The organism is Streptomyces sp. NPDC005551, assembly GCF_042871785.1.
Taxonomy (GTDB): Bacteria; Actinomycetota; Actinomycetes; order Streptomycetales; family Streptomycetaceae; genus Streptomyces.
In genome coordinates this window covers 178,728-192,867 of sequence record NZ_JBIAJE010000003.1, presented here as the reverse complement: position 1 = coordinate 192,867, position 14,140 = coordinate 178,728, and the positions used below count along the sequence as shown (strand labels likewise).

The window sequence follows — 14,140 nt, the reverse complement described above, 5'->3', positions numbered from 1 at the left end:
CCGCGTCAGCCGGCGACGGCTGACGCGGTTCGTCACGCTCCAGCTCGCTGTCAGGCCTCCACGGGGGCCTGGTCCGGCGTCGTGGCGCCGGACCGGCCGCCCGCCGCTTCCGGGGCGCGGACGGCCGGGATGAGGGCGGCGATCACGGCGGCGACCAGGGCGACCCCGCCGCCGATCAGCAGAGCGGTACGGAAACCGTCCTCCGACGTGAAGCTGTAGCCGCCCATGGTGGTGGTGAGCTGGGAGAGGACGACGCCGATCACCGCGGCTCCGATCGACGTGCCGAGCGAGCGCATGAGGGTGTTGAAGCCGTTGGCGGCGGCGGTCTCGGACAGCGGCACCGAGCCCATGATCAGGGCGGGCATCGAACCGTAGGCGAGGCCGACGCCACTGTTGATGACCATGCACACCAGCATCAGACCCCAGGCGGAACCCAGCAGGGCCAGGGACAGGCCATAGCCCGCGGCGATGACCAAGACCCCGCAGATCAGGGTGAACTTCGGGCCGCGCGCGTCGGTGAGCTTTCCGCCGAGCGGCGAGACGAACATCATCATGACGCCGCCGGGGGCCATCCACAGACCGGCCGCGAGCATCGACTGGCTCAGACCGTAGCCGGTGGCCTCGGGGAACTGCAGCAACTGGGGGATGACCAGCATGCCGGCGTACATCCCGAAACCGACGAAGACCGAAGCGACGTTGGTGAACAGCACGCGGGGGCGGGCGGTGGTGCGCAGATCGACCAGCGGGTCCCGGGTGCGCAGCTCCCACACGCCCCACGCGCCCAGCACCACGACGGCGGCGGCGAACAGGCCCAGCGTGGTCGCCGAACCCCAGCCCCAGTCGGCGCCCTTGGACACCGCGAGGAGCAGGCAGACCAGGCCCACGGCGAGGCCCAGCGCGCCGGGCGCATCGAACCGCTGGCCCTTCGCGGCGGCCGGCACGTCGGGAATCAGGAACCAGATCAGTACGGCGATCGCCGCGGCCAGGACGGCACAGGCCCAGAACAGCACCCGCCAGCTCGCGTACTGCGCGACCGCCGCGGCGATGGGCAGGCCGAGGCCGCCGCCGATGCCCATCGAAGCGCTGACCAGCGCGATCGAGGAGCTGAGCTTCTCGGCGGGGACGACGTCACGCAGCAGGGCGATGCCCAGCGGCACCATGCCCATGCCCATGCCCTGAAGGCCGCGCCCGACGATCATCGGAACGACGGAGGACGCGAGCGCGCACACCACCGAACCCGCGACCAGCGGTATGGAGCACGCCAGGAGCATCCGGCGCTTGCCGAGGAGATCCCCGAGGCGGCCGGAGACCGGCACGCACACGGCGGCAGCGAGCAGGGTGACCGTGATCACCCACGCCGAGTTGGACGGGGAAGTGTGCAGGATCTTCGGCAGTTCCGCGATGAGCGGGGTGACCAAGGTCTGCGTGATCGCTGCCACGATGCCGGCGAAGGCGAGCGTGGCGACCACGCCTCCTGCGCGCGCTGACGGCTGGGGGGCGCCCATGGCGGGACTCCTGAGGTGCTTGTCCGACGGGAGTGTGCATCGTACATGCCGTATGTATTCAGCACGTCTCATGTACGGGGCACATGGTCATGAGAGGATGGGAGCCGGACCGGGCGCGACGAGACGTGACGTGCCACCGGACCGGCGGACGCAGGAGGCAACAGGCACGTGGTCAAGCCCACGCACGAAGTCGAGTACGAGCAGATGCTGCTGAGCCGCCACGGGCTCATGCACCACAGAAACGGGCGCCGCAAGGGCGGGCTGCTGGAACGCAGCGCCTACATCCTGCTCAGCCGTATCCGCGTGCAGGGACCGATGTCGATCGGTGAACTCAGCGACGCCTTCGGGCTCGACGCCTCCACCCTCAACCGGCAGACCGCCGCGGCGATGCGCGCGGGACTCGTGGAGCGCATCCCCGACCCCGAAGGGGGCATGGCCCGCAAGTTCCGCCTCACGGACGAGGGTGCGCGTCTCCTCGACGAGGAACGCGACGGCATCATCCACTCGCTGGACCAGGTGATGGCCGACTGGCCGGACGAGGACATCGCTGCCTTCGCCGCCTACCTGAGGCGCTTCAACACGGACATCGAACGCCTGGGCGGGCGCCCTTGGCCGCGTCCGTGACCGGTCGGTGGACGCCGTACCGCCGTGCGCCGGTGCCGCCCGGCCCGCCCCGGCCGGCGAGACAGGTTCCCGTCCTCGCGGAGCCCCGCCGTGCCGCGCGGCTCTACGCTCTCGGTCCATGACGAGCCCCGACTGCTACGCGTGCGCCACCGAGGCGCGGTTCGAGGAACTTCCGTCGCGCGAGCGCATCGCGAGTGACCAGTACTGGCGCGTGGCCCACGCCGTCGGCACCGCGTTGCCGGCATGGCTGGTGCTGTTGCCCCGGCGCCACGTGACAGCGGTCCACGAGCTCACCGATGCCGAGGCCGCCGACCTGGGCACGTGGCAGGTCCGGCTGTCCCGCGCCCTGCGGGACGTGACCGGCTGCGCCAAGACGTACGTCGTCCAGTTCGCCGAGGCCGAGGGCTTCGCCCACGTGCACTTCCACATCGTGCCCCGCGGCGCGGATCTTCCTCCGGAACAGCGTGGACCGGGCGTCTTCGCGCTGCTGGGCCGCCCGGAGGGGGAGCAGGTCCCGGCCGAACAGGCGGACCGCCTGGCTCACTCCCTGCGAGCCCGCCTCCGGGGTCGTACGGACGAGGAGGAGACCGCGGAACCCGGTCGCGACCACCGTTGACGCGCCCCGACGGGCGCAGGCGGAGCGCCCGGGAGAGCGGTCACGCGGCCCGGACGTCCTCGGACGGCGCGGCGGGACCGGGGGCGGACAGGTGCGCTCGTCCGGGCAGGAGCAGCGGGGTGGCGAGCAGGAGAGCGCCGGACACGGTGATCGCCGTGAGCGGGCCGGTGAGGGTGGCGAGAAGACCCCAGAGCGCCATCAGGGCAGCTTGCACGAGCTTGCTGACGGCACTCCAGGTACTGAGGACCCGGGCCGTCCGGCCCACGGGTGTCCGTTGCAGGCGCTCCGTGGCGCAGACGGGATTGAAGACGCCCATGCAGGTGATCAGCAGCCCCTCGACGACGATCACGGTGAGGAGCCCGCGGAGACCGGGACCGACCAGGGCGAGCCCGAGCGGAAAGAGCGATCGCAGCCGGCCGAAAACGGTCATGATCCGGAACCGGCCGTAGCGGGTGACGAGGCGCGGGGAGAGGCGGGCACCCGCGAACCCGCCGAGAGCCGGCACGCCGAAGGCCAGACCGTATTGCCAGGCCGGGACGTGGTACTGACCCAGGAGAAGGACGGACAGCAGCGGGGCGGTGGCCATGATCAGGCCGCTGACCAGGATCGAGTTGAGGAACAGGCGCCTCAGAACCGGATCCCGGACGATGAACAGCCACCCGCCCAGCAGCTCGGCTCCGCGCACCTCGGTGACCCGCCCGCGAGGTGTCACGACGTCGCCGCCGCGGATGCGCAGGACCCCGAGCGCCGACAGCAGGTAGCTGAAAGCGTCCACCGTGACGGTGACGACCGGGCCGAGCACCCCCATCAGCGCACCGCCGAGAGGCGGCCCGGCCGCAATCGCCACCCAGCTCGTACTCTCGAATCTCCCGCTCGCCACCACAAGACGATCGCCGGGGACGAGATACTTCAGATACGCACCCGACGCGGCGGTGAAGGCGATGCCCGCGGTCCCGGAGACGACCGAGACCACCAGCAGCTGGCCGTACGACAGCAGATTGAGGACGTACGACACCGGGACGCTCACCATCGCGGCGAACCGGACCAGATCCATCGTGATCATCACGCGGCGCTTGGCCCGGTGCTCCACCCACGGCCCCAGCGAGAACGCGACAAGCGCCGCCACTGCGAGCCCGGCCGCCTCCAGGAGCGACACGGCGAACGCAGACGAGTGCAGCACGCGGACCGCGATCACAGGGAACGCGCCGAAGGCGATCCACGTACCGTACGTACTGACCGCGTAGGCCGACCACAGCAGGCCGAAACCGTTCCCCAACCCCGCGCTCATGCGCCCCCCGCCACAACCGATGTTCGAGTCCCCCCATCACATCGGCCGCCCCTCGCAGGATCAAACAACCGCATCCCGGGCGAGCCACAACCATCGGTTGGGCGCCTCTATGCTGCCTTCATGGATACCGAGGCGGTGCGCTCGTTCGTCCGCGCGGCCGAGCTGGGACAGCTGCGGCACGCCGCCGACGAACTCGGCGTCACCCAACAGGCCGTGTCGAAGCGGATCGCCGCCCTGGAGCGCGAGCTGGATGTCCGGTTGTTCACCCGCACCGCCCGCGGGGTCGAGCTGACACTCGACGGCCAGGCCTTCCTCCCGCACGCCCGGAGCATCGTCACGGGTGTCGACCGCGCCGTCGGCGCGATCCGGCCCGGTTCCCGGGCCCTGCGGATCGACGTTCTCGGGCTGCGGTCCGCGCAGGCCGTCGTCCTGCACGACTACTGGCGGTCGCATCCCGAAACCGACCTAGACGTGGTCACCCTCAAGGGCAACGACCCGCGCACGGCCGTCACCGCAGTCCGGGCCGGCGACATCGACGCCTCGTTCCGCTCGGTCACCGACCCGGCCGCACTACCGCCCGACGTGCGGATGATCCACGCGTTCGACTCCCCGCTGGAACTCCTCGTCGGGCCGAAACACCCGCTCGCCGCCGCACGCACGGTGACGCCGTCGCGGCTGCGCCGGCACCGGATCTGGGTGCCTGGCATCGCGCCGCACAGCGAATGGGCGGATTTCTACGACCAGCTCGCCACCGACTTCGACCTCCGCGTCGACGCCGCGGGCCCGAACTTCGGCAACGAGGTCCTCCTCGACGTCCTGGCCGACTCCGCGGACGTGGCGACCCTCGTCGGCTCCCGCGACCGGTACATCTGGCCGACCCACCACGACCTGCGCCGCATCCCGATCGTGAATCCGACGATCGCCTACCCGCTCTCTCTCATCCTCCCCCGCGCGAATCCGCACCCCGGACTCCGGGCAATCATCGACCACTTCGCGAGCCTGGCACCGCTTCCCGAGACGACCTGGCGGCCGTCCTGGGCACCGGCACCCCACCCCGGCGGCGGACCTCGACGGGGCGCGGCGGACCTCGAAGGGGTTCGACGACCGCCGCCGACACCGTCCTGACCGACCGCGCCTAGGGGGTGAAAACCTCGTCGAGGCGGTCGATGGCGCCGTCGGCACCGAGGTGGTAGGTGAAGACCAGACCCGAGTTCGGGTGGGCCTCAAGCCAGTCGAGGAACTCCTGCACGCCGATGTGCTGGTTCTCGGTGTTCTCCACGATGGGGTTGGTCACGGTGATGTCCGCGGCCTGGTCCATCGGGATGAACGTCTCCTTGCCGACGGTCTCGAACGGCGCGCCGTCCGAGTCGGGCGAGCCGCAACCCCAGTTGCCGTGCTTGACGATCAGGCTCAGGGATCCCCCTTCCGGGGTGTAGCGGTAGACCGCGATCTCGTCCGGGGAGATGGGCATCTTGTGGTCACAGCCGTCGTCGTCGGCGCCACCCGCGCCCGTCGGCGTGGCAGCGGGGGACTTCGACGCGGCCGGAGCGGTGCCCTGGGACTTCGCGCCGCCGCCCGTACCCGCGGATGCCTTCGCACCGGCACCGGGCTTCTTGCTCGCGGCGCCGGTGGCCGCCTCCTTGCTGCCCGTGCCGCCCGCCTTCGTGGCGCTCGCGCCGCTGCCGGCGCCCTCCGCGCCGCCGTCGCCGTTGCACCCGGTGAGGGTCAACGCCCCCACCACACACGCCCCCAGCACGGCAGCGCGGAGGGTGCCCGGTCTGCGGCTCTTCGTCGGCGTCTGGTTCATCGTTCGTCCCCCTGGTGTCAAAGAATCCGTGTGCCTCAACAGCTTGACCGGAAGGACGACTTTCGGCCGTCCGCAGTTGCACGTCCGCGCGACCTGTTCACGCGTCACCGGCTGGTCGATTATGCGTGAGGAGTCCACCGCCGACGAGGGCCGGGTCGCGGTCGGCACAGGTGTTCCGGGGACCGCGGGCGGGATGCCGCTCCCACGGCGGCCCGGCCCGGCGCCGGTGACGAATGCTCAACAGACCGCATGTACCGGACACCTTGCCGTCGCTGGACGGCATGGCCTGTTCTCGCCCGCGCGCACCCCTCGCGACGAGGACGCTCCCGGGGACGTCCCCCGGTGCGGGCCCGCAGTCCCCGAGCGACTCCACCGCCGCCCGTGTGATTGACTACGGCCGTGCTGCACGAGTCGGTCTTCCGCACCGTTGATCTTCCGGTGGGCGACCGGTTCGAAGCCTGGACGGAGCGACTGGGCCGTACCCACGCACCCATGGAGCTGGCCAGTGACCGCACGGCCGACTACCGCGCCCAGCAGCGGCTGATCCAGCTCGGGGACGTGACGGTCTGGCCGGCGACGTTCGACCAGCTGGTCTTCCGCCGGACGGCGAAACTGATCCGCCGGTCCGACCCCGAGGTTCTCCACCTCTCCCTCCTGCTGCGCGGAGAGGCGGCCGCCACCTGGGACGGGCGGGACGTCGCGTACGGCGCCCACGACTTCCACGTCAACTGCTCCTCACGGTCGTACGAGATCTTCACCGGCCCCGACCCGGTCAGCAGCATCGGCGTCGAGATCCCGCGGGCGCTGGTCGCGCTGCCCGCCCACCGGACGGACGGCATGATCGGGCGCCGGATATCCGGCCGGGAGGGATTCGGTGCCCTGCTGCGCCAGTTCCTGGTCCAGGTGGCCTCGGACACCGGCTCCTTCCAGCCGTCGGACGCACCCCGGCTGGGCACGGTCGTCGCGGATCTGGTCACCGCGGTCGCGGCGCACGGGGCGGATTCCGACGTACGGCTGCCACCGGAGACCCACAGCCGGACGCTGACCCTGCGCATCAAGGCGTTCATACGACATCATCTGGGCGACCATGAACTGACACCCGCCCGGATCGCCGCCGCGCACCACATCTCGCGCAGCTATCTGCACCGCCTCTTCCAGGCGGAGGGCGTCACCGTGGCCTCCTACGTCCGGGACCAGCGACTGCGCAACGCCCGCCGCGATCTCACGGATCCGGCCCTGCGCACGCAACCCGTCCACGCCGTCGCCGCCCGGTGGGGGTTCCCCCGCGCCGCGGAGTTCAGCAGGGCCTTCCGCACCGCCTACGGCGTTCCGCCGAGCGAACTCCGCCAGCAGGCGCTCGGGTCGGGCGCCGGCCGCAAGACCGCGCAGTAGCCCCACAGCCATGTGCAGTAGACCCACCGCCAAGGGAATGTGGACTGTCGGCCAACGACAGGCGGACCCCTGCCCGTGCATGCTTGTGATCACCGCGGCCGGGGGGCGTGCGAGCGTCTGGAGCGGGCCGGGTACGGGGGTCCTGGCCCGGCTCCGGCGCGCACGGCGCCGGACCGGCGTCGCGGTGCCGGCGGTGGTCGTCAGCGCGGGCCGTGCCGCAGCCGACGGTTTCCGCGGAGGCCGCGCGGCGAGGGGGCGTTGCGGTCGGCAGGCGAGCAGCCGGCCCGCGGCGACGGCGCCGGGGCACGGGTCGCGTGCCGGGCAGGCCTCGGACACCGGCAGGGGAGCCCACCCGCCCGGGTGCGTGGCAGGAAGCGTGCATCGCACCTCCGTGGGACGACGACGGCGCGCAGCCGGAGAACCCGGCTGCGCGCCATCACCTGCACGCGGCTGCACGCACGGCGTGCGTCCCTGCGACCGTTCGGTCAGCGCTTGAAGCTGTCCTTCGACTTCTCCTTGGCGTCCCGGGCCTTGCCCCGGGTCTCCAGCGCGGCACCCTTCGCGGCGGTGGTCTCGTTGCCCGCCGCGTGGGCCGCCTTCCGCACGGCCTTACCGACGACCTGCTCGGTCTTGGCCTTGGCCTTCTCTCCGGCGCTCATGTCGGTCCTTTCGTAGGCACTCACCGAACCGACTGCCCGGGGTCCCCGGAAGAAAACCGCGGGCCTGAGCCCGTAAGCCTGTCCGGATGGCGGAACCGCCGGTCTGCCGTCGGGACGCGCGCGGCTTCGGCCTTCCGCGGCCGACCCCGCGCGACCGCGTTGCTCGTGCCAGGCGACCGCGTTGCTCGTCCCACGCGACCGCGTTGCTCGTCCCGCCGGTGACAGCGTGGTTCGTCCCCCGTGACAGCGGAGGTGAACAAGCGCTTAGATAGTGCTCGTCCAACGTCTCTCCCTCTCCTTCGATCCCGACCGGCTCGCGCCGCGCTGGAGGCCCCGTTGCTGTTCACATCCGTCGACGACGTGTCCGCGCGGCTGGCCGGGACCGGCTACCTCGCCTCCCCGGCCGTCGCCACCACGGTCTTCCTGGCCGACCGGCTCGGCAAGCCACTGCTCGTCGAGGGCCCCGCGGGCGTCGGCAAGACGGAACTGGCCAAGGCCGTCGCCCAGGTCGCCGGGGCAGAGCTGATCCGCCTGCAGTGCTACGAAGGAGTCGACGAGTCCCGGGCGCTGTACGAGTGGAACCACGCCAAGCAGCTGCTGCGGATCAGTGCGGGCCGTGACGAGACCTGGGACGAGGCGCGCACGGACATCTTCAGCGAGGAGTTCCTGCTGCCCCGGCCGCTGCTGACCGCGATCCGCGGGGACGAACGGAAGGTCCTGCTGATCGACGAGACCGACAAGGCCGACATCGAGGTCGAGGGCCTGCTTCTCGAGGTGCTCAGTGACTTCCAGGTCACGGTCCCCGAACTGGGCACGATCACCGCGACGAGCCGCCCGTTCGTGGTGCTCACGTCGAATGCGAGCCGTGAGCTGTCGGAGGCGTTGCGCCGACGCTGCCTCTTCCTCCACATCGGTTTCCCGGACGAGGAGTTGGAGCGCCGCATCGTGCGGCTGAAGGTGCCTGACCTCGACGAGGCGCTGACGGAGTCCGTGGTGCGCGTGGTCGGCGCGCTGCGCGGGATGGACCTGCGGAAGGTCCCGTCGGTCGCCGAGACCATCGACTGGGCGCGCACCCTCCTCGCACTCGGCGCCGGCACCCTCGACGAGTCGGTGGTGCGCGACAGTCTCGGCGTCCTACTCAAGCACCAGGACGACGTGCTCAAGGCGACGGCGAAGCTCGACCTGGGCGCCGTGTGAGCGCCCCGGCCGGGGTGGCGGAGCGGCTGACGGGTCTCGTCGCCGCGCTGCGCTCGCACGGTGTCGGCATCGGCACCGGCGAAACCGTGGACGCCGCACAGGCGTTGGAGGCGCTCGGTCTCACCGACCGGGAACGGCTGCGCGAGGGACTGGCCGCCACGCTGCTCCACAGCACGGGGCAGCGGGCGGTGTTCGACCCGGTCTTCGACGTGTACTTCCCTCGTCGGGTCGGGGTGGCGGACGTAGAAAAGCCCGTCGACCGGGAGGAGTTGCGGGACCGGCTCGTGGCCGCGCTCGCCGCGGACGACCAGGCGGTGCTGGCGGGGCTGGCCGTCGAGGCGGTGGACGGCTTCGGCGGCTACGGTTCCTCGCCGGGCTCGGACGGCTGGTCCTCGTACCAGACACTGGACCGGTTGCGTCCGCAGACGCTGATGGCGCGCGTGCGCGACACCGTCAGGGCCCAGGCCGGGGGAGCGGGGTTCGCCGACCGGCTGCTGGAGGACGAGGTCCGGCGGCGGATACAGGCCTTCCGGGCGCAGGTCGTCACGGAGGCCCGGCGCCGGGTGGCCGAACGGCGCGGCCGGGACCGGATCGCGCGGCGGGCGGTGGTCACCACCGCGGACCGGGTCGACTTCCTGTTCGCCGGACGGGACCAACTCGCCGAACTGCGCAGGGTGGTTCAGCCACTGGCGCGTAAACTCGCCACCCGTCTCGCCGCGCGGCGCCGTCGCGCCTCCCGGGGGACCGTCGACCTGCGGCGGACGCTGCGCGGGTCGTTGTCGACCGGCGGGGTGCCGATGCGGCCGGTGCTTCGTCGTCGCCGTCCCGCCCGCCCCGAACTCGTCCTGCTGTGCGACGTGTCGGGCTCGGTGGCGGGCTTCTCCGACTTCACGATGCTGCTGACGCAGGCGCTGCACGATCAGTTCAGCAAGGTGCGGGTGTTCGCCTTCGTCAACCGGATCGACGAGGTGACGGGTCTGCTCGTGCGCGGCGCCGCCGACCCCGAGGGGCTGAGCGGCCGGATCCGGTCGGAGGCGACGCTGACCGGCTGGCACGGGAGCAGTGACTACGGCGCCGCGTTCGCTGAGTTCAGTGAGCGGTACGACGCTGCGGTGGGGCCGCGGACGACCGTCTTCGTCCTCGGTGACGCCCGGACGAACATGAGCGACCCGAATCTGCCGGCCGTGCGCCGGCTCGCCGGACAGGCCCGCCGCTTCCACTGGTTGAACCCGGAGCAGCGGTCCCAGTGGGGCACCGGCGACTCCGCGGCGCTCTCCTACGCCGAGCTGGTGAACATGTACGAGTGCCGCAACGCCCGGCAGCTCGGTGACCTGATCGCCCGCCTGCTGCCCGTCTGAACGTCGTTCGGCCGTGGTGTGTCAGCGGGAGAGGGGGAGCGGAAGGGCGTCGGTGTAGGCGTTCACCGGTTTGGCGACCTTGTCGACGGTGCGGGCGTCCAGCGCGATCGCGGCGGATTTCGTGCCCAGGGTCCCGCCCCGGTGCCAGGTACCGGTGACGGACACCCAGGTGTTCGCGGGCAGCGCGGCGGCGCCGTGGATCCGTACCCGTACGGACTGGGCGTCCGCCGCGCAGCACGAGATGATGATCCGGGTCAGGTACCAGCTGTCGTCGCGCCGGCCGGGGGTGACGAAGCCGGTCATCCGGACGGTGCGGCCCGCGACGGCCCGCTCACGGTCCTGCCGTACGCGGCTGGTGAAATCCGTCAGGGTCATGGGCACCGGCGAGGTCGCGGGCAGCCGGTCGAAGTCCCTCTTCTCCGTGACCGCCCGCGGCGGCTGGCGGGCAGCGGTGTAGGCACCGAGGGCGGGCGGCGCGAGGAAGAGCAGACTCAGCGCCGGGAAGAACAGCAGCCAGGAGACGCGGGGCACGGAGGAGTGGTCGTGACCGTGGCCGTCGCCACTGTCGCCGTTGCTGCCCCCGCCGCGCCGCCCGTCATGCCCGCCCTCCGCGTCCGGACGGCGGACCGACCACGCCTCCGCGAGCCCGAGCAGGATCAGCAGGGCCCCCGAGACGATCAGCATCGGACGCATACCGGGCTTCACGTACCGGAGGCACAGGTCGGTGAAGAGCGAGGCGTGCAGCAGGCCGAGGCCGCTGAGGACGAGCAGGAGCACCTGAAGCGGCCGTCTCACAGCAGTAGTCCTCCGGTCAGCGTGCTGCACAGGATCGCGACGACCGTGGTCGCGGCGGAGAAGCGGAACGCGAAGGCCCGTCCGAAAGTGCCCGCCTGAAGAGCGATCAGCTTCAGGTCGACCATCGGCCCGACCACCATGAACGTCAGCCGGGCGAGCGGCGAGAAGCCGGTGAGCGAGGCCGCGAGGAAGGCGTCGGCCTCGGAGCACACCGCGAGCACGACGGCGAGCACGGCCAGGAACAGCACCGACAGCCACGGCGAGCCCGAGAACATGTCGAGTACCGAGCGCGGAACCGCCACGTTGAACGTTGCCGCGGCCATCGCACCCAGCACCAGGAACCCGCCGGCGTGCAGGAAGTCGTGCTGGAAACCGCGCCGGAACTCCCGCAGGCGGTTGCGCCCCGGCTCGTGCCCGGTGTGACGGGCCACGGGCTTCAGCCACTCCTCGCGACCCAGCCAGAGCCACAGCCATCCCATGACCGCGGCGGTGACCAGCGAGGCGAGGAGCCGCGCCAGGACCATGCCCGGACTGCCGGGGAAGGCGACGGCGGTCGCCGTCAGCACCACCGGGTTGACGGCGGGTGCCGACAGGAGGAACGCGAAGGCGGCGGCCGGGGTGACACCGCGCCCGATGAGGCTGTTCGCGACCGGCACCGACGCGCACTCGCAGCCGGGCAGCACGACTCCCGCGACTCCGGCGACGGGGACGGCGAGCGCGGTCCTGCGGGGCAGCAGTCGGCTGAACACGCGGGCCGGTACGAACGCGTTGATGGCACCGGACAGGGCCGTGCCGAGGAGGAGGAACGGCAGCGCCTGCATGGTGATCGCGAGGCAGACGGTCCGCCAGGCCTGCACGGCCGGTGTGTCCCACCGCATGGCGACGAAGGCCGCGGCGGGAGGCAGGACGATCGCGCACAGCAGTTCGAGCGGCCAGAAGCGCGGCCAGTTTCCCGACGAGGTCGTCTCGGCCGTCGTGGGCTCCACGAGGGCGGCCCGCAGCTCTCCGGCCGGTTCGTCCGTCGTCCGCATGCCCGCTCCGCTTGTCCGATGTTCAGAGCGAACATAGCGGCTGGCCCGGCCGGGGCGTGAACCGCCCCGGGCCGCCCCGGCCCCTCCCGGCCCGTCCGCGGGCGGGCCGCCGGTGCCCCGCGGGCGGGTCTCGGGACGCCCCCTCGCCCTGATCGGTGCCGGCGCCGCGGGCAGGCGCCCCCCCCCCCGCGACCGGGCTCAGGCCACGGCGAGGCTCTGGTAGAGGGCGGACTGCTGGCACAGCTGGCGGTCGTCCAGGAAGTGTTCGAGTGCCCGACGCCGGGCTCCGGCACCGAGTGCGGCGGCCCGGCCGGGATCCTGGAGCAGCCCGCCGGCGTGTGCCGCGAAGGCCACGCGGTCGTGCGGGTCGTCGAGGAGGATGCCGTGGACGCCGTGCTGGATCTGGTCCCGGATGCCGCCGACAGCGCTCGCCACGACCGGACGGCTCTTCCACATGGCCTCGGTCACGGTCAGCCCGAACCCCTCGGCGAGGCTCTTCTGCGCGACGACGGTGGCCTGCTGCTGCAGGGCACTGACGGTCACCGCGTTCTCCTCGGCGTCGGCCATCGGCAGGCACACCAGATGGATCCGGGAGCGGCTGCGAAGCGGCAGCCGGCCCCACAGGTCGACGCACTGCGCGAACACCGCACCGCCCTCGGGGTCGTCGCTGACACCGGTGACATCGGGTCCCACCAGCGCGAGGTGCGCCCCGTCGAGCGAGGCGGCGCCCGCGGCGAAGGAGCTCATCACCCCGGCCATGTCCTTGAGCGGGTCCCACCGGGAGATCTGTACGACCAGCGGAGCCTCGGCCGGGGGAGGGGAGACGCTGTACAGACAGACCGGCCTGCGACGGACCTGCCCCACGGTTCCGTCCCCGCGCCGGTAAAAGGCCCGTTCGCGGGCGCGGCCGCCGGCCCGCAGACCCATGCGGCGCACGATCGCGGCGGCGGCGTGGTCGTCCAGCGGCCGGTTCTTCGCCGACAGGGGATCGATCGACGGCTGGATCACCGCGATCTGCCGCTCGGCGAGCCAGCCGGGCACGTACTGGGCGCGCGAGAAGACGAACGCGTCCGCCGAATCCAGAAAAGGCCGCAGGAATGCCCATGCCCGGTCGGTGAACTCGTTGTGCGCGTCGCTTCCTATGTGCGAGCGCCACACCACCCGTACGCCTCCTCGCCGCAGTGCCGGAGCCAGGCCGGCCGTCTGGGGATCGTGCAGGGTGACGAGGTCCCCGGGCCGCACCGACCGCAGGAGCGCCCGCGCGTTGCGTTCACCGACGGCCGCGTAGTAGGCGCCGGCGTGGGTGTCCAGGGGTGGACCCGGGGCGTCCTGGCCGTGCAGGAGATGGTGGAGCCGCTTGGTGAGCGCGAAGAACGTCGGATCGGCCTCGATCGTGAACCACCGCGCGTCGACCCCGGCGCCACGCGTGTACCGCACGATCCGGTAGAGCATCTCGGCCACTCCGCCGCCGGCCGTCGTGGAGTTCACGTCGATGACCCGGCGCGCACCGAGCACCGAGCGAAGGCCGCCGACCGCCGCGTCGAGGCCGGCCGCCCGCTCGGGCCCGATGGTGTCTCTCAGCAGGGAGGGATCGGCGGGGGCGACGGCCACCTCCGGCAGCGGCGCCTCCCCGGCGGTCGCATGCGGAGAGAGGAAGAGCTGTGCCATGGCAGTCCGTCCACTGGGATTCAGGTCCACCGCTCGTCGGAGCCCGACACGGATCGTTCTCCGCTTCATGACGTTCTTGGCGTACGCGGCCTCTTTCGGAGGCTCTCCTGGCCTTGTCCCCTCGGGGTGATCCGGAGAAACCATTCGAAACACTGCTTTCTCATGAATTACGACGAGATCGGTTGTCGCGTCGCATTGCT

At 71.8% G+C, this 14,140-nt stretch carries 13 protein-coding genes; 6 read left to right on the top strand and 7 right to left on the bottom strand.

All coding sequences use genetic code 11. The annotated features are described in order from the left end of the window. Positions 1-50 precede the first annotated feature (50 nt). Positions 51-1,505 carry an MFS transporter gene (locus ACFYP4_RS09135; RefSeq protein WP_388784184.1) on the bottom strand — a complete coding sequence of 485 codons (1,455 nt, stop codon included), beginning with the start codon at positions 1,503-1,505 and terminating at the stop codon, positions 51-53. Between the two features lie 204 nt (positions 1,506-1,709). On the opposite strand from ACFYP4_RS09135, the gene ACFYP4_RS09130 reads away from it, so the two are divergent. Both ACFYP4_RS09130 and ACFYP4_RS09125 read left to right on the top strand, forming a co-directional pair. Continuing rightward, on the top strand, positions 1,710-2,129 hold the full coding sequence (locus tag ACFYP4_RS09130) for a MarR family winged helix-turn-helix transcriptional regulator (RefSeq protein ID WP_388785040.1): 420 nt from the start codon (positions 1,710-1,712) through the stop codon (positions 2,127-2,129). A gap of 118 nt (positions 2,130-2,247) precedes the next feature. After that, positions 2,248-2,745 (top strand): HIT family protein, encoded by a 498-nt coding sequence (locus ACFYP4_RS09125; protein ID WP_388784181.1) that lies wholly within the window; start codon positions 2,248-2,250, stop codon positions 2,743-2,745. A gap of 40 nt (positions 2,746-2,785) precedes the next feature. Here the strand turns inward: ACFYP4_RS09125 and ACFYP4_RS09120 are convergent, their stop codons facing one another. Beyond that, positions 2,786-4,033, bottom strand: coding sequence for an MFS transporter (locus ACFYP4_RS09120; RefSeq protein ID WP_388784178.1), 1,248 nt, complete (start codon positions 4,031-4,033; stop codon positions 2,786-2,788). Positions 4,034-4,153: 120 nt separating this feature from the next. Between ACFYP4_RS09120 and ACFYP4_RS09115 the strand changes: the two genes are divergently transcribed. Then, positions 4,154-5,158: a LysR family transcriptional regulator gene (locus tag ACFYP4_RS09115; RefSeq protein ID WP_388784175.1), complete on the top strand. Its 1,005-nt coding sequence runs from the start codon at positions 4,154-4,156 to the stop codon at positions 5,156-5,158. A 10-nt stretch (positions 5,159-5,168) separates the two neighbouring features. Here ACFYP4_RS09115 and ACFYP4_RS09110 read toward each other — a convergent pair whose 3' ends face one another. Beyond that, on the bottom strand, positions 5,169-5,840 hold the full coding sequence (locus ACFYP4_RS09110) for a hypothetical protein (RefSeq protein WP_388784172.1): 672 nt from the start codon (positions 5,838-5,840) through the stop codon (positions 5,169-5,171). A 399-nt stretch (positions 5,841-6,239) separates the two neighbouring features. Here ACFYP4_RS09110 and ACFYP4_RS09105 point away from each other — a divergent pair, with 399 nt between their 5' ends. Continuing rightward, positions 6,240-7,232, top strand: a complete 993-nt coding sequence (locus ACFYP4_RS09105) for a helix-turn-helix domain-containing protein (RefSeq protein WP_358855956.1) — start codon at positions 6,240-6,242, stop codon at positions 7,230-7,232. Positions 7,233-7,717: 485 nt separating this feature from the next. Here ACFYP4_RS09105 and ACFYP4_RS09100 read toward each other — a convergent pair whose 3' ends face one another. Then, a complete protein-coding gene (locus ACFYP4_RS09100) occupies positions 7,718-7,891 on the bottom strand; it encodes a hypothetical protein (protein ID WP_388784168.1) in 174 nt (57 codons plus the stop codon). Positions 7,892-8,230: 339 nt separating this feature from the next. Here ACFYP4_RS09100 and ACFYP4_RS09095 point away from each other — a divergent pair, with 339 nt between their 5' ends. Both ACFYP4_RS09095 and ACFYP4_RS09090 read left to right on the top strand, forming a co-directional pair. Next, entirely contained in the window at positions 8,231-9,088 is an 858-nt protein-coding gene (locus ACFYP4_RS09095; protein WP_358855484.1) for a MoxR family ATPase, read from the top strand. After that, the gene (locus tag ACFYP4_RS09090; protein ID WP_358855481.1) at positions 9,085-10,446 is read left to right on the top strand and encodes a VWA domain-containing protein; all 1,362 of its coding nucleotides are present in this window, start codon (positions 9,085-9,087) and stop codon (positions 10,444-10,446) included. The genes ACFYP4_RS09095 and ACFYP4_RS09090 overlap by 4 nt, the downstream gene beginning before the upstream one ends. 21 nt (positions 10,447-10,467) lie before the next feature. Here the strand turns inward: ACFYP4_RS09090 and ACFYP4_RS09085 are convergent, their stop codons facing one another. The 3 genes from ACFYP4_RS09085 to ACFYP4_RS09075 form a co-directional block, all read right to left on the bottom strand. Beyond that, positions 10,468-11,241: a TIGR03943 family putative permease subunit gene (locus tag ACFYP4_RS09085; RefSeq protein WP_358855480.1), complete on the bottom strand. Its 774-nt coding sequence runs from the start codon at positions 11,239-11,241 to the stop codon at positions 10,468-10,470. After that, positions 11,238-12,272, bottom strand: a complete 1,035-nt coding sequence (locus tag ACFYP4_RS09080; RefSeq protein ID WP_388784163.1) for a permease — start codon at positions 12,270-12,272, stop codon at positions 11,238-11,240. Before ACFYP4_RS09080 ends, ACFYP4_RS09085 begins: the two co-directional genes overlap by 4 nt. 198 nt (positions 12,273-12,470) lie before the next feature. Next, positions 12,471-13,940: a glycosyltransferase gene (locus tag ACFYP4_RS09075; protein ID WP_388784160.1), complete on the bottom strand. Its 1,470-nt coding sequence runs from the start codon at positions 13,938-13,940 to the stop codon at positions 12,471-12,473. Positions 13,941-14,140: the final 200 nt, after the last annotated feature.

Bases quoted from the DNA above. Each gene is read 5' to 3' on its own strand.
- ACFYP4_RS09135 (WP_388784184.1), bottom strand. From the start codon at position 1,505: ATGGGCGCCCCCCAGCCGTCAGCGCGCGCAGGAGGCGTGGTCGCCACG.
- ACFYP4_RS09130 (WP_388785040.1), top strand. From the start codon at position 1,710: ATGCTGCTGAGCCGCCACGGGCTCATGCACCACAGAAACGGGCGCCGC.
- ACFYP4_RS09125 (WP_388784181.1), top strand. From the start codon at position 2,248: ATGACGAGCCCCGACTGCTACGCGTGCGCCACCGAGGCGCGGTTCGAG.
- ACFYP4_RS09120 (WP_388784178.1), bottom strand. From the start codon at position 4,033: ATGAGCGCGGGGTTGGGGAACGGTTTCGGCCTGCTGTGGTCGGCCTAC.
- ACFYP4_RS09115 (WP_388784175.1), top strand. From the start codon at position 4,154: ATGGATACCGAGGCGGTGCGCTCGTTCGTCCGCGCGGCCGAGCTGGGA.
- ACFYP4_RS09110 (WP_388784172.1), bottom strand. From the start codon at position 5,840: ATGAACCAGACGCCGACGAAGAGCCGCAGACCGGGCACCCTCCGCGCT.
- ACFYP4_RS09100 (WP_388784168.1), bottom strand. From the start codon at position 7,891: ATGAGCGCCGGAGAGAAGGCCAAGGCCAAGACCGAGCAGGTCGTCGGT.
- ACFYP4_RS09080 (WP_388784163.1), bottom strand. From the start codon at position 12,272: ATGCGGACGACGGACGAACCGGCCGGAGAGCTGCGGGCCGCCCTCGTG.
- ACFYP4_RS09075 (WP_388784160.1), bottom strand. From the start codon at position 13,940: ATGGCACAGCTCTTCCTCTCTCCGCATGCGACCGCCGGGGAGGCGCCG.